The organism is Gordonia sp. NPDC003422 (genome assembly GCF_053588675.1).
The window spans coordinates 1-19,910 of the sequence record NZ_JBSFQL010000032.1 but is presented as its reverse complement, the minus strand read 5'-3'; the positions used below and the strand labels follow the sequence as shown (position 1 = coordinate 19,910).

At 67.0% G+C, this 19,910-nt stretch carries 18 protein-coding genes, 1 tRNA gene and 1 pseudogene; 9 read left to right on the top strand and 11 right to left on the bottom strand.

What is annotated here, in order from left to right; translation table 11 throughout:
- Window positions 1-84: 84 nt before the first annotated feature.
- The 3 genes from ACWDTF_RS21720 to ACWDTF_RS21710 all read right to left on the bottom strand — a co-directional run bounded on the left by ACWDTF_RS21720 (window position 85) and on the right by ACWDTF_RS21710 (window position 4,312).
- Complete coding sequence (locus tag ACWDTF_RS21720) at window positions 85-1,449, bottom strand: lipase family protein (RefSeq protein WP_449755059.1); 1,365 nt, start codon at window positions 1,447-1,449, stop codon at window positions 85-87.
- A 248-nt stretch (window positions 1,450-1,697) separates the two neighbouring features.
- A complete protein-coding gene (locus ACWDTF_RS21715) occupies window positions 1,698-2,522 on the bottom strand; it encodes a hypothetical protein (protein ID WP_433257875.1) in 825 nt (274 codons plus the stop codon).
- A gap of 200 nt (window positions 2,523-2,722) precedes the next feature.
- On the bottom strand, window positions 2,723-4,312 hold the full coding sequence (locus ACWDTF_RS21710) for a carboxylesterase/lipase family protein (RefSeq protein ID WP_449755058.1): 1,590 nt from the start codon (window positions 4,310-4,312) through the stop codon (window positions 2,723-2,725).
- 171 nt (window positions 4,313-4,483) lie between these two features.
- Here ACWDTF_RS21710 and ACWDTF_RS21705 point away from each other — a divergent pair, with 171 nt between their 5' ends.
- The gene (locus ACWDTF_RS21705) at window positions 4,484-5,341 is read left to right on the top strand and encodes a formylglycine-generating enzyme family protein (RefSeq protein ID WP_240862038.1); all 858 of its coding nucleotides are present in this window, start codon (window positions 4,484-4,486) and stop codon (window positions 5,339-5,341) included.
- Here ACWDTF_RS21705 and ACWDTF_RS21700 read toward each other — a convergent pair.
- Together ACWDTF_RS21700 and ACWDTF_RS21695 are read right to left on the bottom strand one after the other, a co-directional pair.
- The gene (locus tag ACWDTF_RS21700; protein ID WP_433257871.1) at window positions 5,312-5,680 is read right to left on the bottom strand and encodes a hypothetical protein; all 369 of its coding nucleotides are present in this window, start codon (window positions 5,678-5,680) and stop codon (window positions 5,312-5,314) included. The genes ACWDTF_RS21705 and ACWDTF_RS21700 overlap by 30 nt on opposite strands.
- A gap of 90 nt (window positions 5,681-5,770) precedes the next feature.
- Window positions 5,771-5,845 (bottom strand) — tRNA-Thr (locus ACWDTF_RS21695).
- 4 nt (window positions 5,846-5,849) lie between these two features.
- On the opposite strand from ACWDTF_RS21695, the gene ACWDTF_RS21690 reads away from it, so the two are divergent.
- From ACWDTF_RS21690 to ACWDTF_RS21670, 5 genes are all read left to right on the top strand, one after another.
- Window positions 5,850-7,286 carry a threonine/serine exporter family protein gene (locus tag ACWDTF_RS21690; RefSeq protein ID WP_240861988.1) on the top strand — a complete coding sequence of 479 codons (1,437 nt, stop codon included), beginning with the start codon at window positions 5,850-5,852 and terminating at the stop codon, window positions 7,284-7,286.
- A 123-nt stretch (window positions 7,287-7,409) separates the two neighbouring features.
- Window positions 7,410-7,571 carry a hypothetical protein gene (locus tag ACWDTF_RS21685; protein ID WP_240861986.1) on the top strand — a complete coding sequence of 54 codons (162 nt, stop codon included), beginning with the start codon at window positions 7,410-7,412 and terminating at the stop codon, window positions 7,569-7,571.
- A gap of 85 nt (window positions 7,572-7,656) precedes the next feature.
- Window positions 7,657-9,210 carry an alpha,alpha-trehalose-phosphate synthase (UDP-forming) gene (locus tag ACWDTF_RS21680; protein WP_240862037.1) on the top strand — a complete coding sequence of 518 codons (1,554 nt, stop codon included), beginning with the start codon at window positions 7,657-7,659 and terminating at the stop codon, window positions 9,208-9,210.
- Window positions 9,207-9,992: a trehalose-phosphatase gene (otsB, locus tag ACWDTF_RS21675; RefSeq protein WP_240861984.1), complete on the top strand. Its 786-nt coding sequence runs from the start codon at window positions 9,207-9,209 to the stop codon at window positions 9,990-9,992. The genes ACWDTF_RS21680 and otsB overlap by 4 nt, the downstream gene beginning before the upstream one ends.
- Window positions 9,993-10,007: 15 nt before the next feature.
- On the top strand, window positions 10,008-11,243 hold the full coding sequence (locus ACWDTF_RS21670; protein ID WP_240861981.1) for a DUF4185 domain-containing protein: 1,236 nt from the start codon (window positions 10,008-10,010) through the stop codon (window positions 11,241-11,243).
- Window positions 11,244-11,510: 267 nt separating this feature from the next.
- Here the strand turns inward: ACWDTF_RS21670 and ACWDTF_RS21665 are convergent, their stop codons facing one another.
- From ACWDTF_RS21665 to ACWDTF_RS21655, 3 genes are all read right to left on the bottom strand, one after another.
- Entirely contained in the window at window positions 11,511-12,623 is a 1,113-nt protein-coding gene (locus tag ACWDTF_RS21665) for a zinc-binding metallopeptidase family protein (RefSeq protein WP_355276355.1), read from the bottom strand.
- Window positions 12,624-12,644: 21 nt separating this feature from the next.
- A complete protein-coding gene (locus ACWDTF_RS21660; protein WP_355276353.1) occupies window positions 12,645-13,454 on the bottom strand; it encodes a transglutaminase-like domain-containing protein in 810 nt (269 codons plus the stop codon).
- Between the two features lie 68 nt (window positions 13,455-13,522).
- Entirely contained in the window at window positions 13,523-14,647 is a 1,125-nt protein-coding gene (locus tag ACWDTF_RS21655; protein WP_240861975.1) for an ROK family transcriptional regulator, read from the bottom strand.
- A gap of 65 nt (window positions 14,648-14,712) precedes the next feature.
- Here ACWDTF_RS21655 and ACWDTF_RS21650 point away from each other — a divergent pair, with 65 nt between their 5' ends.
- Window positions 14,713-15,489 (top strand): SDR family NAD(P)-dependent oxidoreductase, encoded by a 777-nt coding sequence (locus ACWDTF_RS21650; protein ID WP_355276351.1) that lies wholly within the window; start codon window positions 14,713-14,715, stop codon window positions 15,487-15,489.
- A gap of 125 nt (window positions 15,490-15,614) precedes the next feature.
- On the opposite strand, the gene ACWDTF_RS21645 is transcribed toward ACWDTF_RS21650, so the two are convergent.
- Entirely contained in the window at window positions 15,615-16,880 is a 1,266-nt protein-coding gene (locus ACWDTF_RS21645) for a L,D-transpeptidase (RefSeq protein ID WP_449755057.1), read from the bottom strand.
- 32 nt (window positions 16,881-16,912) lie between these two features.
- A complete protein-coding gene (locus ACWDTF_RS21640; protein WP_240861969.1) occupies window positions 16,913-17,491 on the bottom strand; it encodes a helix-turn-helix domain-containing protein in 579 nt (192 codons plus the stop codon).
- A gap of 47 nt (window positions 17,492-17,538) precedes the next feature.
- Between ACWDTF_RS21640 and ACWDTF_RS21635 the strand changes: the two genes are divergently transcribed.
- Both ACWDTF_RS21635 and ACWDTF_RS21630 read left to right on the top strand, forming a co-directional pair.
- On the top strand, window positions 17,539-18,417 hold the full coding sequence (locus ACWDTF_RS21635; protein ID WP_449755056.1) for a class I SAM-dependent methyltransferase: 879 nt from the start codon (window positions 17,539-17,541) through the stop codon (window positions 18,415-18,417).
- Complete coding sequence (locus tag ACWDTF_RS21630) at window positions 18,414-19,367, top strand: NAD(P)/FAD-dependent oxidoreductase (protein WP_449755055.1); 954 nt, start codon at window positions 18,414-18,416, stop codon at window positions 19,365-19,367. The genes ACWDTF_RS21635 and ACWDTF_RS21630 overlap by 4 nt, the downstream gene beginning before the upstream one ends.
- A 12-nt stretch (window positions 19,368-19,379) precedes the next feature.
- Here ACWDTF_RS21630 and ACWDTF_RS21625 read toward each other — a convergent pair.
- Window positions 19,380-19,910 (bottom strand): annotated as a pseudogene (locus tag ACWDTF_RS21625) (hypothetical protein); the annotation flags it as partial.

Here is a 19,910-nt window from a genome sequence, read left to right as displayed (position 1 = left end):
GGGAGGAAGTTCTTCCCCTAGATTTTTCGGCACTACGCAAGCGCATTCTCCCAGGTCAGAGGACCGGTCACCGAACTCTTCGGCTCAGGCCTTCAGACGTGCCGCCATCCAGTCGATCGTCTGCATGCCGAAGAGGTCGGTGCCCCAGCCGTACATGTTGGTCAGGAAGTTGACCATGCTGCAGTTGGTCGGGTGATAGTCCACCCGGGTTCCGCCGAGCCGGTATTGCCTCGTCAGATTGCGCGCGTCGGCAGCCGGAACGATCGACATGAACGAGTCGTCGGCGACGCAGGACGCGATGAGGACCGGCGCCTTCGGTGCCTGGTGGCCGAGCACGTTGTCGCGATAGGCGCGCTGGAAGTCGGGGATGTCGGCGGGATGCTGACCGTTCTTGAACAGTGCCTGCAACGGCAGGAACGGGGTCGCGAAGTACGCAGGGGTCTGGCATTGGGTCCGGAAGACGTCGGCGAGGGCCTTGCCTGCCGGAGAGAGCTTCTCGTCGATCTTCATCTCGGGGTAGCGCGGTTCGAGGCCGAGCAGAGTCGCGAAGGCGAAGCCCGAACCGATGGACCCCGACGACGTGCGAATGAAGTTGCGCTGATCGACGGCCATCCCCTCGAGCACCGTGCCCTTGATGTTGAGTTCCGGGGCGTAGTCCGCGGCCCGCTCGGCGGCGAAGGCCGCGCCCACGCCACCGCCGGCGATGCCGAACATCGAAATAGGTGCGCGGGCAGAGAGTTTCGCCGGACGGTGAGCCAGCGCGGCACGCAGGCCGTCGAGCAGTGCGTTGGCTCCGAACTTTCCGGCAAATACTCCGTGCGGCCGCGGATCCGCGTTGTTGCCGACGTCGCTGACCATCACGGCGTACCCCTTGCCGAACATCATCGCCAGTGGCCCCAACGCCGACCACGACGCACCGTCCATCGGATCTTTCCCCGTCCACATCGTCGACGGATGGCAGTAGGCGCCGACGCTGTCGTTGGCGAACTGATACCCGATCACCGGACGAGTGGCGTCGGACCGACCGTCGACCGGGACCATGAGAATGCCCGTGCTGATCTCGGCCTCACCGTTGAGGCCACGCGTCACGTACATCAGCTGGTATGCGTCGAGATTTCCTGGACGAAAACCGGTGAACTGCACCGCGACTCGGCGTGCCTTGACGATCTTTCCGGGCGCCTCGTCGCCCCGCAGGCGGGGTTCGCGGAAGAACGGGTCGTTCGACACGAGAGGCGTGAAGATCTCCTGCGGTGACGCCACTCGTCCGTCGGTGAAGGTGCCGAGGACGTAGCCGTTGAAGATCTCGTTCAGACCGGGCGTCCGGTTGGGTGCGGAGTCGGCCGACGGCACCGAGGTGAGCAGTGCACACGCGGCGAGAACGAACGCGATCGTGGTACGCCTCCACACCTTTGCGCTGGTGTCGAGAGTCGAAGTCCGGGCATGGGTCACTGCTGCAGCCTTTGCGTCAGGACGTCACCGGGAGACCCCCGACCCAGGCGACTTCGTCATTGGTCATTGACAACATTGCTCATTGACAACGAGACGAACTCTAGATTGCGTCTCAGCTCGGCCGCAAATCATCGTGGCGCAGGTCACTTCGGCCGACTCGCGGGCGGCGACGCAACGAAAGCGCTCCGCAGTTCGACGAGAAACCGACGACCCGCGGAGCGCTTTGCGTTGTTGTGCGAGAAGCAGACTCAGTGCTTCGGCAGGAAGGACCGGGCGAGATCGCCGACCGGGCCGAGCTGCGGGTTCGCGTCGATGGCACGATCGACCGCCGTGACAATGTTCTGCACGGTCGGGTTCTCGGTGACCTCGGCAACCGGGGCGGGCACGACGGCAGGCACAGGAGCCTGTGCCGCAACGCGTTCCGGCGCCGGAACCTGAGCAGGAGCCGACACGTAGGTGGCGCCGATGGCCGCACCCACACCGGCACCGATCGCAGCGCCGATGCCCATGCCGACGAGCGGAGTGGCGATGACCGCAAGCGGCCACGCGACTGCGAGGACGAACGGAGCAACAGGAGCGCCCGCGCCAGTCGCTGCGACGATCGCAGTGGCCGCCGCCGACGCGATGGTGCCGACGAGTGGCGCCGCCAAGAATCCGATACCGAAGCCGATGGCGCCACCGGCGATGGCACCGACGATCGTCGAAGTGCCGATGGCCTCCGGTGAGGCGGCCTCATGACGTCCCGGTACATCCTTCAGGACCCCGGCGTTGTTGAGGACCGCCGACGACGGAATCGCCACCAGGCGAAGGACATTCGGTCCTGCAACGTTCTCCGGGGTGATCGGCGTCATCGCGATCCGCGGCGCCACGTGCGCGGCGACCTGCGAGATGGCCACCGACGGTGCCGCGACCGACTGCGCGCCGGTCACGCCGGCACTGGCCGACGGTGTGGCCATCGCAAGGGCACTGGCCATCGCGACACCCGCGAATCCGGCCCCCACCGTACGATTCATCCAACGACGACGCCCGGCGTCGGCGCCGAGCGACAGCGTCGCCGAGCCCCCCGCGGACATGTCCAATCCCATGTTTTCCCGACCCATTGGACCTTCCATTCATTCAGTTGAAATCTTCTTGCCAGACGGCAACCTCAATCTACGATCGATGATCACGATTGGCTAACGCGAGCAGTCGCCATGTGACGGAGATCGCATCCGGCCTTCAGAGTGACTGGGGCCCAACATGTCTGTTCAGAAACGAAATTGACAATCGCACATCAACGGAAGCCCAACACCTCGTCGCCCCAGGTGCGGCGGAGGTCCGCGTCGAGGTCGTCGACCACGCGATCCTGGGCGTCGACAACGAGGACCGAGCGCGTGCCCGTGTGATATCCCGGCCATTCCGGATGGACCTCGTCGGTGTGCGGCACACCGGTCCTGGCGAAAGATGTCCAGCGTCTCATCAGACGCCGAGACACGTCAGCACCATCGGCACGACCACCGAGAAGAAAGGTGATGTCACGAGATCCGGCAACGAGATTGCCCCAGACATAAGGCAATTCGGTTGCATGTGCCGCACCAAGTCGTAGTGCCCGCAGCATTCGCGTCGCCCAGTCGAAGCGATAGACGAACACGGGTGCTCGCGTGGAGTGCGCGTCGGCCACCCACAGCGTCGGCATCCGGAACGCGACGTCGCGGGCGACGCCGAGGCCGGCGACCTTCGGCTTCAATCCCGAGTACGCGGCGATGATCTCGGCGCGGGCGGGCAGGGTGACGTGCGGGTACTCGCGCGCAATGTCGGCGAACATGCGGGTGATGTCGTGGGGTGTGATCGGCATGAGTGGTGACTTCATCCACTTGAAGAGGTTCGCCTCGTCGCGGTTGGTACCGATGAGCAGTGGCACCGGCAGCGACGACCCGTCGCGGTAGACGTCGATCGGGTGCCGTTGCACGAGGTCGCCGTCGATGACCGGCGCGAAGGCGATGGTGCCGGGGCTGTCCGCAGGGACGTCGGCGAAAACCCGCATCGACGCGGCCACGATCGCAGCAGGATCGGGATCGAACAATGCTTCCGGAGTGGGAGTTTCGCCATCCGGGGCGCCGATGCCGAGCGCGCGGAGGAAGGAACGGGTCACGCGTCGGGCTCGGTCGTGGTCGTACATCGAGGTTGCCGGTGAACTCTGCGCGATGGCCCGATGGAACAGCCCCTCGGCGACCGGCATGGTGAGCAGAGTGGTGACGATGCCGCCGCCGGCGGACTCGCCGAACACCGTCACGTTTGCCGGGTCGCCCCCGAACGCCTCGATCGTCTCCTGCACCCACCGCAGCGCGGCGAGTACGTCACTGAGGGCCGTGTTGGTCTCGAACTGCTCGCCGAGCGTCGACAGGTCCGCGAAACCCAGTGCGCCGAGTCGGTAGTTGAAGGTCACGACCACCACGTCACCGGTCGCCGCGAGCTGCGTTCCGTCGTAGAGCGGCTGCGTCCCGGAGCCGAAAACGTATGCGCCACCGTGAATCCAGACCATCACCGGGAGTTTGGATTCCGGCGTGGCGCCGGCAGGCGCCCATACGTTGAGCCTCAGGCAGTCCTCGGACATCTCGGTTCCGGGACCGAGAGCGATCGCCGGATTCTTCTCTTGCGGACACACCGGTCCGTTGGCGCCCGCATCGAATTCATTCTCGTACGGAACGGGTGGTTGCGCACGGCGCCAACGCAATTCGCCGACCGGGGCCGCCGCGAACGGCATGCCGCGCCAGACGTTGACGGCACCTTCCGTCGATTCCGCTCGGCGCCCGCGCACGGGCCCGAGGTGGGTGGTCACGACGGGGCGGGGTACCTCGGCGTCGACGTCGTTGTCTTCTGCCATGTCCCAATCATGCCGCGAATCTGAGGCGGTGTCCGAAATTGCGCCGCAATAAACAACGACCACGTGGGAGTCCAGTCAACGATTTGGGACGCACGGTCAACGGGGTGGGGCGATAGCCTCGACCATGTGGCCCTCACCGAACTCGTCGACCTGCCCGGCGGCACGTTCCGGATGGGTTCGGACCGCCACTACCCCGAGGAACGGCCGGCACATGAGCGGACGGTCGGGGCGTTCGCGATCGAACGTCACCCGGTGACCAACGCCCAGTACGCGGAGTTCGTCGCCGACACCGGCTATGTCACCGTCGCCGAGGAGCCCATCGACCCGGCAGACTTCCCCGACGCCGACCCGGCCGCGCTGGTGCCGGGTGCCCTGGTGTTCACCCCGACCACTCACCCGGTGAACCTGGCCGACTGGCGACAGTGGTGGCGCTGGCAGCCCGGTGCGTGCTGGCGTCATCCGGACGGGCCGGAGTCCAGCGTCGGAGCTGTGCCCGACCATCCCGTCGTCCACGTCGCCTATCGCGATGCCGCGGCCTACGCGCGGTGGGCCGGACGCCGACTCCCCACCGAGGCGGAGTGGGAGTACGCGGCGCGGGGCGGTCTGGAGGGTCGGGAGTATGCGTGGGGCGATGAACTCCATCCCGGTGGCGCCGATCTCGCCAACACGTGGAAGGGCCGGTTCCCGTTCCAAAGCGACGGTTGGGGCACCACGTCGCCGATCGGCACCTACCCCCCGAATGGGTACGGCCTCGTCGACATGATCGGCAACGTGTGGGAACGAACCTCCGACGTCTTCACACCGCGCCACGTCGTGCCCGACGCGGTACACGTCGGCGAATTTCATGTCGAGGCCGACGGTCGACCCGACCTCCTGGCACCGACCACATCACCGCAGGTCATGAGGGTCACCAAGGGCGGATCGTTCATCTGCGCGCCCGAATATTGCCGGCGCTACCGGCCGGCCGCGCGCTCCGCGCAGTCCGACGACTCCGCGACCTCACACCTCGGGTTTCGCTGCGTCGGGTGACTCGGGTGACTCGGGTGACTCAGGTGACTCAGACGACTCGGGTGACTCAGACGACTTGGGTGGCCGGCGCCAGATCAACTGCCAGGGAAGTGCGCAGAGCAGCAGTCCGCCGCCGACCGCGCCCAACGTCGTCGCCCACACGAATCGTTCCGAGGTCAGGGCCGCGCAACTCGACTCCGCAGCGGCGGCGGTGTCACGCATGACGCTCTTGTGCCACGCCGCCGAGCAGATGATGGGATTCGGATACGCGTCCTGGGTGAGCGCTGGCCGGGTGAAGCCGATGATGCATGCCGCGACGACACAAGCCAGACCCATCAGTGCGAACCGAATGTGCGCCACGCTTTCCGACCATATAGCCGGATGAGTCTCGTCACACTCAGGAACACGCGGGGCCCCGACGTCCGTTGTCGTCGGGGCCCAAAACGTGCGTGGAGCCCCCTGTCAGGATTGAACTGACGACCGCTCGCTTACAAGGCGAGTGCTCTACCACTGAGCTAAGGAGGCCTGCGTGCGCGAGTATATCGGCAGTGCGTTGCGTCGCCTCACCGGCACCAGCCAGGCGACGATCGACACCATCGAACCCGGCAGCATCATGGTGTCGCCGCGAAAACCGATCGATCGGTTCGACGTCGCGGCGATCACCGAGGTGCTCGACCTCGCCACCAAGATCGGTGCGGTACTCCTGGATTCGGGCACTGCCGCCATCGACACCCAGAGCCAGATCAAGTTCGTCGCCGGCGCCTACGGGCTGGCCGACATCGACGTCGATGTCACCTACAACACGATCGTGGTCAGCGCCCGACGCGGCGCCACCCTCCCACCGATCACGACGATGGAGCAGGTCTACTACCGCTCGATGGACTTCACCCGTCTCGCACAAGTGGACAAGCTGATCCGTCGGATTCGGGACACCGGGATCACTCCGTCGACGGCCCACCAGATGGTCGACAACATTATCGCCGCGCCGCATCCGTACCCGCATGCGGTTGCCACCGTCGCCTGGGGCGTCATGGCGTCGGGGATCGCGGTCCTGCTCGGCGGACATGTTCTCGTCGGCCTTCTCGCGTTCCTGACGACCGTCGTCACCGTCACGGTCAACCGCAGGCTCAACCGGATCGGCACCCCGGTGTTCTTCCAGCAGGTTGCGGGTGGATTCATCGCCGTCGTGCCGGCCGCGGTGGTCTTCGGCAACGCCGAGGCCCTCGGGGTGACGATCGCGCCGTCGCAGGTCATCGCGGCGGGCATCGTCGTGCTGCTGTCCGGTTTGTCGCTCGTCGGGTCGGTGCAGGACGCCATCACCGGCGCCCCGATCACCGGGGTGGCGCGGTTCTTCGAACTGCTGCTGATGACCGGCGGCATCATCGCGGGGGTCGGCATCGCCATCCGCATCCTCGAACTCACCGGCATCTACCTGCCGACCATCACCACGTCGACCAGCTTCGACGCGGTCGAGATCCCCTCACGCGTGATCGCCGGAGCGGTCGCGTCATGTGCCTATGCGCTGGCCAGCTACGCGGAGAAGCGGGCCTTGCCGGTCGCCTTCCTCGGCGGCCTGATCGGCTCCGGCGTGGTCGCAGGCGTCACGTATTTCCTGCAGGTTGGTGACGTGATCGCCAACGGCACCGCAGCCGCCTGCGTCGGGCTCATCGGTGGCCTGCTGGCGCGCCGAGCACTGACGCCACCACTGGTCGTCGCGGTCGCAGGCATCACACCGCTGCTGCCCGGCCTCGCCGTCTATCGCGGGCTCTACGGAATCCTCAACGACCAGACCCTCGACGGTTTCACCTGGGTGGCCGCGGCGCTCGGCGTCGGCTGTGCACTTGCCGCGGGGGTGACGCTCGGCGAGTTCGTCGCACGGTCGCTGCGCCGACCCCAGTTGTCGACCAGACCCGAATGGTTGCTGCGGCGCCGACTCGGCGCGCGCGAGTACCGCCAACGTCGGTGAAACCGTCCGCCCGACCGGTGTCGGGTATGAGCGCAATCACGGCCAGGTAGAATCGATCAGGGCGCAGCGCTGCCACTTCTCGGCAGCGCGCCCAGACCAGCGACTGCACAACGAGGGGACGAGATGCCCGCGAAGACCACCGACATCGCCGACGAAGAGCTCGAGCCGGTAGCCGACGAGACCGCCAATTCGGCGCGACGCGTCGTTGCGGCTTACGCCACCGACGCCGACGAGTGCCGGATGCTGCTGTCCATGTTGGGTATCGCACCGGGCGAGAACGCCTAGAACGGTGACGCCGGAAGCGGGCGACCCAATTGGCCAGAGCGGGCCGAGTGTGACCGGCGCCGGGAGCGAAGCGAGCGGGCCGAATGTGACCGGCGCCGGGAGCGAAGCGAGCGGGCCGAATGTGACCGGCGCCGGCAATGCCGAGTTTGTGGTTGTCGCGAATCGGTTGCCCGTGGACAAGGAGGTCCTGCCCGACGGGACGGTGCGCTGGAAGCGCAGCCCCGGTGGGTTGGTCACCGCGCTCGAACCGATCCTGCGGTCGCACACCGGCGCCTGGGTGGGGTGGTCGGGGATCGCCGATTCCTACGACAACCCCGACATCGAGGGCATCGACATTCACGCGGTGCCGCTGTCGACCCGCGAGATCGCCGAGTATTACGAAGGCTTCTCCAACGCCACGCTGTGGCCGCTCTATCACGACGTCATCGTCAAGCCCGAGTACCACCGCGAGTGGTGGAACACCTATGTCGAGGTGAACCGCCGGTTCGCGGAGGAGACCTCGAAGGCCGCCGGCGAGGGCGCGGTGGTGTGGATTCAGGACTATCAACTGCAGCTGGTCCCGAAGATGCTGCGGATGCTGCGCCCGGACCTGCGTATCGGGTTCTTCCTGCACATTCCCTTCCCGCCGGTCGAGCTGTTCATGCAGATGCCGTGGCGGACGGAGATCGTCGAAGGTCTTCTCGGTGCCGATCTGATCGGATTTCATCTGCCCGGCGGCGCACAGAACTTCCTGTATCTGGCCCGACGACTGGCCGGGCAGGCCACCAGCAAGGGCTCGGTCGGTGTTCGTTCCCGCTTCGGCGTCGTGCAGGTAGGTTTCCGCACGGTTCGTGTCGGCGCGTTCCCGATCTCCATCGATTCCGGTGAGCTCGACGCGAAGGCGCGGTCGAAGGAGGTCCGTAAGCGGGCCGCGGAGATCCGCAAGGAACTCGGCAATCCGAAGACGATCTTGCTCGGGGTCGATCGCCTCGATTACACCAAGGGCATCGACGTGCGGCTCCGCGCGCTCTCCGAATTGCTCGCAGAAGAACGCATCGACCCGCACGAGACGGTGATGGTGCAGCTCGCGACGCCCAGCCGCGAACGCGTCGACAGCTACGTGAAGATGCGGGCCGGTATCGAGCAATTGGTCGGCAACATCAACGGCAGTTACGGGGCGGTCGGGCAGCCGGTGATCCAGTACCTGCATCGCCCGGTCCCGCGCGACGAACTCATCGCGTTCTTTGTGGCTGCCGACGTCATGCTCGTCACGCCGCTACGCGACGGCATGAACCTGGTGGCCAAGGAGTATGTGGCCTGCCGCAGCGATCTCGGCGGTGCGCTGGTTCTCAGCGAATTCACTGGGGCTGCAGCGGAATTGCGCTCTGCCTACCAGGCCAACCCGTACGATCTGGACGGCGTGAAGGACGCGATCGCGGCTGCCGTCGACCAGACCCCGAACGAGGGCCGACGCCGCATGCGAGCCCTGCGCAGGCAGGTCCTGACGCACGACGTCGCCAAGTGGGCGGAGGCCTTCCTGGGTGCGTTGTCGGCGACCGCGGAGACCGCGTCGTCGGCCAATCGTGGTGTCCACCTGGTCAGCGAGTCCGACGCGGAGGCCGTGTTGGAGTCGGACGAGCGGAGTGTTCAGAACACATGAGCGCCAACGGAATCCCCGCAGATCTCACCGAAGCACTCACGGCAGCGGCAGGTCGGGGACGACTGTTGGTCGCATCGGACTACGACGGCTGTATCTCGCCGATCGTGTCGCGGCCTGAAGATGCCGTCCCCAATCCGGCGTCGATCACGGCGATCGAACACGTTGCCGCTCTTCCCGATACGTTTGTCGCGGTCATCTCGGGCCGTGAGCTCGCCGTGTTGGCCCAGCTGTCCGGTCTGCATGCCCCGGCCATCCTGGTGGGCAGTCACGGCAGCGAGTTCGAGTCCGGCTTCGCCGAGGAGATCACCCCGGAGCGCGCGGCCCTACTCGATCGCCTGATCGCCGAACTGCGGTCCATTGCAAGCGATTACCCCGGAGCGATGGTCGAGACCAAACCGGCCAGCACCACCTTGCACGTGCGTAACGTCGAGCAGGACGCCGACGACGCGCTGGATCGGGTGCGCCGCGGCCCGGCGTCGTGGAGCGGCGTTCAGGTGACCGAGGGCAAGGCCATCATCGAACTTGCCGTCATCGAGACCAGCAAGGGCCACGCGCTCGATGTGCTTCGCAAGCAACACGATGCCGATGTGGTGATCTACATCGGCGACGATGTGACCGACGAGAAGGCATTCGCTCACCTGCGGCCCGCCGACGGCGACGTCGGTATCAAGGTCGGCACCGGCGACACCATCGCCGGCTACCGCGTCGACGACACCGACGACGTCGCAACGGTTCTCGACTTCGTCGCCACGCATCGTCAACCGTCGGGCACCGGCACCTGACGCCGATCGGGTCCGATGGCTTTCTGGCGTCGTGAGAGTCCGGCCGCGAACTCCGCGATCGGGGGAATGAAGGTCGCCAACCTGACAGGTCCGGGATGTTCCGATGACTTCGGTGTGGGCGCAGCGGATCTGGGTGCCATGGTGCAGGCGCCGAACGGCAAGATCGTCGCCGTCTTCGGTGACACCTACCGTGATGCGCGGGCCGGATCACCGGATTGGCGGTCTCCGGTCATCCTGGTCGGCCACCGTGATCCCGGCGGCGAGCTGGTATGGGAGCACGCGGGCGGCCCCGACCCCGACTACGCGCGCCAATTGTGGCCCTACACCCACGATTCCCCGCCCTGGCGCCGCGGCGGATTCTCCACGGTGATCCCCAGTGACGTGCTGCGCGTCGGCGACGACCTGTTCCTGCACGCCATGGTGATAAAGGGATTCCCGCGGGTGGCGTGGTCGGAGATCTGGCGGTCGTCCGACAACGGCGTCACGTGGGGCCACATGGGACGGCATGCGGGCTTCGCCGCCGGCCTCCACGACGGTTTGGCACAGTCGTGGACCTGGGACTACGACCCCGACGACGGTTGGGTGTACGTGATCTCGACGGTGTTCCAGGCGGGTTCGGGAATGATCCTGCGACGTGTGCGTCCCGCCGACATCGGCGACCGCGATCGCTACGTCACCTGGGGATTCCAGGATGGCCGGTGGGCCTGGGGCGTTCCGCCGACGGTGATCACGCCACCCGGAGAGCTGTGGCGGGAGACCACCTTTCGTCGTCTGCGGGGTGAGCACGGGGTGGGCTGGGTACTCGGCGGCTTCTGCATCTCCGACCGCGGACTCTCCTACCGGGTACTCGAGCGCCCCACCGACGACGTGGGTTCTCGCGTCAAGACGATGCCGATCTCCGAGCTGTCGGACTGGTCGGTCGAGGACCATCCGGGCGGTCGGGTCGCACAAGCGTACGGCGGCTACATCATTCCCGGGTCGACGCTGGACGTCCCCAACGGTATCGGTATCGCGGTGTCGCAGTGGAACACCCGAACCCACTGGCCGTACCGGGTGATGCAGTTCCAGACCACCCTGCACTCGCCGCCGGCCCGATCCGCCCCGCACGCCCGACTGGCGCAACGCGTCGGTGATTGGCAGACGACACTGGAATCCGTCAAAGCGCAGGATGATCTCGCCGACCTGGCCGTCGAGGCCGACCGCGCCCTGGACCGACTGCGTCGAGCGATAGACGGCTCCACCGACGCCTGAGCCGCCCACCACCCCGAGCCGTCCACCGCTCCGAGCCGCCTACCGCTCCCTGAGGTGCTCGAGGCGCAAGCCGAGAGCCTCGAAGGGCCGGTGAGACAAGCCAATTGGTCGACCGGGTAGTGATGGTCGCCAGGCCTTCGAGGCTCGTCGACTTCGAGACGCTCCATGCTCGTACCTCGCAGGGGCTCCTCAGCCCGGCGGCCAGCGCTCCTCGCACCTCAGGCAGCGGGGGGCGGATAGGGCTCGTCGCGCCTCAGGCAGCTGAGCTCACACGTCGGCGGCGGCGGTGACGAGCGGATCGGTGGCCGGATTCCTCCGGGCCGATTCGCGGATCACGCGGTGGACGAATCCGAGTTTGCGCACAACGGGTTTCGGGATGTCGAACGGGTACAGCGGGCGACGACCCATCGCCGAGTTCACCCGATTGAACATGGTGGACAACCACTTCCAGTCGTAGAGCAACCGTTCGATGGACTGGTCGGCGTATGACCGCAGCGGCACGATGTCGCGGTCCATGGTGAAACGAACCTGATCGCTCTCCAGCATGAGCCCGGATTCCCGTGCGGTGTCGATGGTTCCGGTGATGTGCAGGTAGTGGGCGAAGCATTCGGCGAAGTCCTCCCACGGGTGCATCGTCGCATACTCCGAGATGAAGGAGTCCTGCCAGTTGCGGGGTGGGCCGAACTTGTAGTGCCGCTCGATGGCGTCGGAGTAGCTGGCACGTTCGTCGCCGAACAGCTCGCGACATTCGTCGAGGTAGAGGTCGGCACCCGGTCCGGTTTCGACAAGGATGTGCTCGTAGTAGTGGCCGACCTCGTGGCGGAAGTGCCCGAGCATCGTCCGATAGGCCTCACCGAGATCGACGCGGAGCCGTTCGCGGTACGCGTCCTGGGTTTCGGCCAGGTCGATGGTCACCACACCGTTGGCGTGGCCGATCATCACCGGCGTGCCCAGGGTCTGACTCGACAGCAGGTCGAAGGCCAGGCCCCCTTCGGAACGCCAGAACGGCTCGACCGGCAGACCCAGGTCGACGAGCTGGTACACGAGCATCCGCAGATCGCGCAGCGCCGTCGGCAGCTTTTCCAGCGCGAGCGTGTCCTCGGCGTCGGGTTGCCGTCGGACCAGCGATCCGGGAAAGCACCGGCCGCGCAGCCCGATGTCGCGCTGCTCCACCTCGGCGAGCGTCAGCCAGTTGCAGTTGTGGTTCTGCCAGTTCGAGCATCGGACCCACCGACGACCGTCGATGTCCACGCCGGCATCGGACACCACGGCCAGGGATTGGGTGGGGAGGTGGATGCCGACCGCGGTTCCGCAGGACGGGCATTCCAGATTGTCGAATCCCGAGAGGGCGTTGCAGACCGGGCAGGTGAGCGCATGCACGCGCTCAGCCTATGTCACTCATCACCCGATGCGAATGCGTTGGGTTCCGTCGTCGACCGGCAAGTCTCCGCGCACGGTTGCGGTCACCTCGTAGGTGTTGAGCGTGATCGATCCGCGGTGGTTGTCGAGGAAGGCCGTGTCGGCGGCGTCGCGGCCGGTCGCGATCCGGACCAGACTCTGCCGCGGCGCCAGACGGGTCGCATCGACGACCACCCACTCGCCGTCGATGATGGCTTCGGCGACGGCGTGGAAGTCCATCGGGTCGCAACCGGGCGCATAGACGGCGACCAGTCGGGCCGGGATGTTCAATGCGCGCAGCAGTGCGACCACGAGGTGGGCGTAGTCGCGGCAGACGCCGGCGCCGGCCAGCAGGGTGTCGGCCGCGCCGTCGATGGGGTCACTCGCGCCGGGGATGTAGCTGAGCCGCTCTTCGACGAAGGCGGTCACCGCGTTGAGCAGTTCACCTTCGGGCAGCGTCGCGTCGAACTGTCCGGCGGCGAAGCCGAAGAACTTGTCGCACTCGGCATATCGGCTGGGCCGCAGGTACTTCGAGCGGTCGGTGAGGGCCACCGGAATCGGGTCGGCCGGCTTGGTCACCGATGCGGCGTAGTCGATGGCGATGAGTCCGCCTTCGACCTCGAAGCGGTGGATGCGCGAGCCGTGTTCGTCGACGATCTCCTCAGGGGTGATCGCCACACCGTCGATCTCGACTTTGAGTTCTTCGGTCAGCTCGAGTCCGGGCAGCTTGGCGACCGTGATCTGCATCTCTAGTTCGGTGGGTGCCCCGACAAAGACCTCGAGCTTCGCAGAGACATCGCGTGGGAGGGTCATGGACTCCACCGTAAGGGAATCGGCCGCGTGCGGCACATCGCGGTCGCGTCGTTTCCGACGCGGCCATCTCATGTCGACGCCACCGCAACCACCGGATCAGCATAGATCACGCTGAGCGCGACCACGATCGCAGACGCTTCCTGAACGCGCACACCGAATCTCGACGGCGAGATCTCCAGGGGCCAGCCGATGGAGGTCGCGTCGTCGAAGGCCGCCTGGACGGGGGCGAGCCCCGCCGGGTGCGCGGCGAACGCATCGCCGGAGACCACGATCGAATCCGGATTGATCACGTCCCGGATCATCGCGACCGCCCGGCCGAGTACCCGCGCACGTTCGTCGAGGATGGCCGGGTCGTCGGACTGTACACCCAGCCGGCCCGCCGCAGACTCGGCGGCCTCATCGCCGATCACGTCCTGCAACCGACCGGCCCCATCACCTCCGACGAGCACCGGCGCATGGACCGGCAAGTGCGCGATGGTGCCCGCACCTCGTTCGGGCACGTGCACCCGACCGTCGAGAGTCATTGCCATACCGGCGGTTTCGCGGGCGTAGAAGAACAGCCCCGACCCGGCTTCGGCCCGCGGATAGGTCAGCAACAGTTCGGCCGCGGCCATCGCCTCGACATGCTCGCACACCGACACCGGGACGCCGAGCGCATCGGCGAGGGTCGCGCCCAGCGCCTGCTGCCGCCACCCCAGCACCGGGTGGCTGACCACTCCGGTCTCGATGTCGACCGCTCCGCCGATCGCGACGCCCGCCCATAGCAGCCGTCGTCCGCTGAATCGCCCCGCCAGTTCGGCAAGCAGCCCGCACAGTTGCGCCACCGCGGCCCGTGGGTCGCCGGACGGCGTGAGCACCGCGTGGCTGTAGAGCGTGCGACCGCCGAGATCGGCGATCGCCAGGACCGTGCGACGTGCACCGACGTGCATCCCGGCCACACACAGCTTGTCGCGATCGATGGTGAGCGGGTTCTTGGGCCTACCGATGGCGCCGGGGTCGATCAGGTCGGGTCGTTCGACGACGAGTCCGTGCGCCGCAAGAGCGTGTACCTGGCGGTTGACGGTGGCCGCGGACAAGCCCGTCGTCGACGTGATGTGATCGCGCGTGACCGGGCCACCCACCCGGATCGCGTGCAGCACGGCGGCCGCAGCGGCAGAGGTGACCTGCAATGTCGCCGGCACCACCCCAACCATGGAGTGAATCTAGCAGGCACTCGACCCTGGATCCGTCGTGAGTCGAGGGTCGTAAGCTGAGTTCCATGACCAGCGAGCACACCGACTTCTCAGCGCAGCAACCGAATGACTCGTCGAAGATCGCGGTGGTGACCGGTGCCAGTTCCGGGATCGGCGCGGCCACCGCACGACAGCTCGCCAAACAGGGCTACCACGTGGTGCTCGGAGCACGCCGCGTCGACCGTGTCAAGGCGCTCGCCGACGAAATCGGTGGTACCGGAAGACAACTCGACGTCACCGACGAGGACTCGGTGGCCCAGTTCGTGGACGGTCTCGACTCGGTGAACGTTCTGGTGAACAACGCCGGCGGCGCCAAGGGCCTCGACCCGGTGGCGAACGCCGACCTCGACGACTGGCGCTGGATGTGGGAGACCAACGTGCTCGGCAGTCTGCGCATCACCAAGGCCCTGATCCCGGCGCTCATCGCGTCGGGCGACGGTCTGATCGTTTCGATCACGTCGATTGCTGCGATCGAGGCCTACGACAACGGCGCCGGCTACACCTCGGCCAAACACGCACAGGCGGTCACCCACCGCACGCTGCGCTACGAACTGCTCGGCAAACCGGTCCGCCTGACCGAGATCGCGCCCGGCATGGTCGAGACCGACTTCTCACTGGTGCGCTTCGACGGCGACCAGGAACGCGCCGACGCCGTCTACCAGGGCCTGACGCCGCTCACGGCCGACGACGTCGCCGAGGTCATCGGGTTCGTCGCCTCACGCCCACCGCATGTGAATCTCGACCAGATCGTGCTCAAGCCGCGCGATCAGGCGTCGGCGCGGCGGAACGTCAAGACGGGTTAGGAATCAGCGACCACCCGCCAGCCGAGGTGCGAGCCTGCGAGCCTCGATGCCCCTGGTGAGAGGACATTGTCGGCTCACCAGCACCCTTCGAGGCTCGCTCCGCTCGCACCTCAGGGAGCGGAGGATCAGCGCGGGGCAGGCGTGGTCGCGTCGGGGGTCGGGGCGCCGCTCGGTGTCGCGCGTGCGGTGGTGTCGCGGGCCTCGCCGTCGATCGCCGACATCCCCTTCCAGGCGCTCCAGTCGAAGGTCCAGTCGTAGATGTCGCCGTCGGCCTCCGACAACGCGATCCGCGTGCCGGTCACCTCGACGGGGTCGCCGTAGATGGCGGTCTCGAAGTAGCGTTGCGCGTTCTCCAGCGACAGGTTGATGCAGCCGTTGGTGACGTTCGACGATCCCTGCACGCCGACGGTCTCCGGGTTCGCGTGGATGAACTCGCCGTTGTTGGAGATACGCACCGCATAGCGCTCGCGGACGTTGAAGTATCCGGCGGCCGGGTTGCTCATGTAGAAGTCTTCGTACTTCTCGCTCACCACGTGGATGCCCGACCGGGTGACGTTGCGGTCGAGGTCGCCGCCGCCGTAGCTGCACGGCAGGGTCATCAGCGTCTCACCGCCGCGAACCACCACGATCTGGTGCGACGACGCCTCCGCATTGACGACCTGCGCCCGCCCGATGGTGAAGTCGCTGGTGACGTCCGCGGCACCGTAGGCACCTTCGCCGTGGTCGAGGCCGTAGAGCTTGGCCGACATGTGCACCTTGGTGCCCGGCTTGTAGTAGTTCTTCGTGCGCCAGTGCACGCGTGAGCCGTTGTCCTCGCCCAGCCACGCCCAGGAGCCCTCGGTCCGCGGCGTCGTGGTCACGGTCAGAGCGCGCTCGACGGCAGCCTTGTCCTCGACCGTTCCGTCGAACTTCAGGATGATCGGCGCGGCGATGCCCACTTCCTGCCCGTCGCCGATGTTGACGACGACGTTGAGCTGGGTCTTCGGCGCGAGCGTGGTGAAGCTGCCCTCGATGTTCTTCGTCTTGCGATCGGTGCCGGTCGCGCTGCCGCTCCACGTGTATTTCGTCCCATAGCCGAGCGGCTCGGAGACGGTGAAGGTGGTGCGGTCGTCGGAGAGCTTGCCCGCGACCGCCCTGCCACGCGGATTGACCAGTTTGACGTCGGGATTCAGGACGCCGTTGGACACCTTGACGGAGAAGTCCGTGGTCGGGTTCGGGTCGTCGGCGTCGAGTGCCGGAGTGAACGTGATGTCGACGACGGGCGCTTCCGGCTCCTTGGCCTTGCCGGGGTCCGACGACGAGCCGCTGCACGCGGCGAGGGTCGCGCCGAGGACGCCGACGCCGGCCGCGGCGAGCATCGTGCGCCGGTTGAGTAGGGGCTGGGTGTTCATCGCCTACCCACTGTACCGATCGAATCGCCCGGTCAGCGGGCCGCGACCGCTCCGGGAAGGTGTGCTCGCTCACCGTCGTGGTCGAAGATCGACAGAATCTCTACCGGTCCGCCGTGCGCGCCGATCGAATGCGGCACCATCGTCGAGAACTCCGCGGCGTCACCTTGGGGAACGAGGATGGTGCGCTCACCGAGCAGCAGCCGCACCGTGCCGGAGAGCACGGTGAACCACTCGCGGCCGGGGTGAACGCCCAGGTGATCGGGGTCGTTCGGGTGGTCGACATCGATGCGCATCTTCGCGACGGTGACCCCCTGAGGTGCGCCTTCCCGCGACAGCATCCACACCGTGACCCCGTCGCGGGTGTGCGGTTCGGGGCGGATCACGACGTCGGCGTCGTCGGCGGGTTCCACCAACTGATCGAGGGTGGTTCCGAGCGCGCGAGCGATCGGCACGAGTTGGTCGAGGGCGACGCGCCGATGACCGGTCTCGATGCGGCTCAGCGTCGACGGACTGAGGAAGCACCGTGCGGCCAGCGCATCGAGCGTCCAGCCCTTGGCGATGCGAAGTCCGCGGATGCGCTGCCGGACCACCACATCGAGTTCTTGCGTCATACGCAAGAGTGTATGCCCCTCGCGCATTTCCGCGCTACCGTCGAGTCATGGCCCAGTCGCATCACCACCACCACAATCACGGCGAGCATCCCCAGGATCACCAGATGGCGAGCGTGCTCGATCTCGACGCCGCCGTCGCCGGTGGATACATCGACGACGCGATCGACCTGATCCGCGACGCCCTGCCGCGCGAACCGAAGATCGTCGTCGACATCGGATCTGGCACCGGCACCGGCACGGACCGGCTCGCCGCGCGTTTCGACGCCGCAGAGATCATCGCCGTCGACCACTCCCCCGAACTCGCGGAGTTGCTGACCGAGCGTGCTGCCGCAGCCGGATACGCGGACCGGCTGCGCACAGTTCTCGCGAACCTCGACGACGGGTGGCCGGCAGAGGTGTCGAATCCAGAGGTGTCGAATCCCGACGTGGTGTGGGCGTCGTCGTCGCTGCACCACATCGCCGACCCGGACCGTTTCCTCGCGGCAGCACGCACGGCACTCACCGACGACGGCATCCTCGCGGTGATCGAACTCGCCGGTGCACCAAAGTTTCTCCCGGACGACCCGGGTGTCGGGCTGTCGGGACTCGAGGGCCGCTGCCAGTCCGCGATGTCGGTCAACGGATGGAATTCGTTCCCCGACTGGACAACTCACCTCCAGTCAGCCGGGTTCGACGTGGTGGCGCACCGAAGGATCCGCGTCGAGCCCGATCCGCTGCCGCCGCAGACCGTCGAGTACGCCGTGCAGTGGTACAGCCGACTCCGCGTCGGCCTCGCCGAGGTCCTCGACGCCGACGATCTCGCCGCCCTCGACGTTCTCCTGTCCGACGATTCGCCGCTCGCATTCCACCGTCGCGGTGACCTGACCTTCCGCGCCGGTCGCATCGTGTGGATCGCGCGCCCGGCAACCGAAAGGAATCTTTCATGAACATCATCGATGTCGCCGTCATCGGCGGCGGTCCGGCCGGACTCAGCGCGGCCATCGCGTTGGCACGGTCGTTGCGCTCGGTCGTGGTCATCGACGCCGGCACGCCCCGCAACGCCCCCGCCGACGGCGCCCACAATGTCCTCGGCCACGAGGGTGTGCCGCCACTGGACATCCTGGCCGCGGGTCGCAAAGACCTCGAGGCCTACGGCGGCGTCATCCGCACCGATTCGGTACTCACCGCCACGCGCGACGATTCCGGCTTCACTCTGGATCTCGCGTCGGGCGAGGTTGTCCAGGCCCGCCGACTCATTCTCGCCACCGGTCTCGTCGACGAACTTCCCGACATTCCCGGTGTCGCCGAGCTATGGGGACACGACGTACTGCACTGCCCGTACTGCCACGGCTACGAGGTGCGCGGCAAGCGGATCGTGGTGCTCGGCACGAGCGCGATGTCGACCCATCAGGCGATGCTGTTCCGGCAGTTGTCCGACCAGGTCACCGTGCTCACCCACAACATGCCCGCGCTGGAGCCGGCCGACTCGGAACGACTGCGCGCCCGTGGGATTGACGTCGTCGACGCACAGGTGCAGCGGCTCGCCGTGAGCACCGACGCCGACGGCACCCACCACCTCGACGGCGTCGAGCTCGCCGACGGTTCGGTCGTCGAGGCCGACGCGGTGGTTGTTGCGCCTCGATTCATCGCTCGGACGGACCTCTACGAGCAGCTCGGCGGCACACCCTCCCCGCATCCGATGGGTGGCGTGTTCATCGAGACCGGGATCATGGGCCAGACCGCGGTCCCCGGCGTGTGGGCGGCCGGCAACACCTCCGACCTCTCGGCGATGGTCACCGTCGCGATGGGTGCGGGCGTTCAGGCCGGGGCCGCCGTGAATGCCGATCTGGTGGCCGAGGACACCGAGCGCGCGGTCGCAGCTGCCGCTGCCGGCTGAACCTCCACCCGCTCACTCAGGCAGCACCACCCGCGAACCACCACCGCTCCCTGAGGCGCCGCCCTGAGGAGCGAGCTTGCGAGCGTTGGTCCAGCCGCCGTCGATGGGGTGGGCATGGTTGTAGGGCTTGACGTGGTCGAGTTGGCACTGTTCCGCGGGTCGTCCGCAGTAGGGTCCGCGGCAGTGGTGATCAGTCAGCGCGATAGCGCGCCGCTGTGCGTCTGTTGGTTCGTAGTCCAACGCCCCGACCGGGGGTACAGGTAGCCCACCGTGTCCGGTGGGGTCGATCGGCGCCGGGTTGGGTGGGCGGGAGAGCACCCGGACCAGCGCCGAACCCGTCTGCGAGCTGCCGGCCAGGTGGGCGGGCACATGAACACGGCCGGCCTTGCGGGGTCGTCCGGCGCGCAACATGCTGACCCGACCGTCCGGGTCGGTGTCGGTGGGATCGCTGCGATGCAGAAACCGTTGGCTTTCGCGGTACATGCCGGTCCAGGTGGCATCCTCGGCGAGTGCACGCGCGTGGGCGGGGTCGATCACCCCGTA

What these genes read in the sequence shown, in the direction of transcription:
- ACWDTF_RS21655 (WP_240861975.1), bottom strand. Translation starts at nt 14,647, where the DNA reads ATGGTTGGGGTGGTGCCGGCGACATTGCAGGTCACCTCTGCCGCTGCG.
- ACWDTF_RS21685 (WP_240861986.1), top strand. Translation starts at nt 7,410, where the DNA reads ATGCCCGCGAAGACCACCGACATCGCCGACGAAGAGCTCGAGCCGGTA.
- ACWDTF_RS21705 (WP_240862038.1), top strand. Translation starts at nt 4,484, where the DNA reads ATGGGTTCGGACCGCCACTACCCCGAGGAACGGCCGGCACATGAGCGG.
- ACWDTF_RS21660 (WP_355276353.1), bottom strand. Translation starts at nt 13,454, where the DNA reads ATGACCCTCCCACGCGATGTCTCTGCGAAGCTCGAGGTCTTTGTCGGG.
- ACWDTF_RS21650 (WP_355276351.1), top strand. Translation starts at nt 14,713, where the DNA reads ATGACCAGCGAGCACACCGACTTCTCAGCGCAGCAACCGAATGACTCG.
- ACWDTF_RS21670 (WP_240861981.1), top strand. Translation starts at nt 10,008, where the DNA reads ATGGCTTTCTGGCGTCGTGAGAGTCCGGCCGCGAACTCCGCGATCGGG.
- ACWDTF_RS21710 (WP_449755058.1), bottom strand. Translation starts at nt 4,312, where the DNA reads ATGGCAGAAGACAACGACGTCGACGCCGAGGTACCCCGCCCCGTCGTG.
- ACWDTF_RS21635 (WP_449755056.1), top strand. Translation starts at nt 17,539, where the DNA reads ATGGCCCAGTCGCATCACCACCACCACAATCACGGCGAGCATCCCCAG.
- ACWDTF_RS21715 (WP_433257875.1), bottom strand. Translation starts at nt 2,522, where the DNA reads ATGTCCGCGGGGGGCTCGGCGACGCTGTCGCTCGGCGCCGACGCCGGG.
- ACWDTF_RS21645 (WP_449755057.1), bottom strand. Translation starts at nt 16,880, where the DNA reads ATGAACACCCAGCCCCTACTCAACCGGCGCACGATGCTCGCCGCGGCC.
- ACWDTF_RS21640 (WP_240861969.1), bottom strand. Translation starts at nt 17,491, where the DNA reads ATGACGCAAGAACTCGATGTGGTGGTCCGGCAGCGCATCCGCGGACTT.
- ACWDTF_RS21630 (WP_449755055.1), top strand. Translation starts at nt 18,414, where the DNA reads ATGAACATCATCGATGTCGCCGTCATCGGCGGCGGTCCGGCCGGACTC.
- otsB (WP_240861984.1), top strand. Translation starts at nt 9,207, where the DNA reads ATGAGCGCCAACGGAATCCCCGCAGATCTCACCGAAGCACTCACGGCA.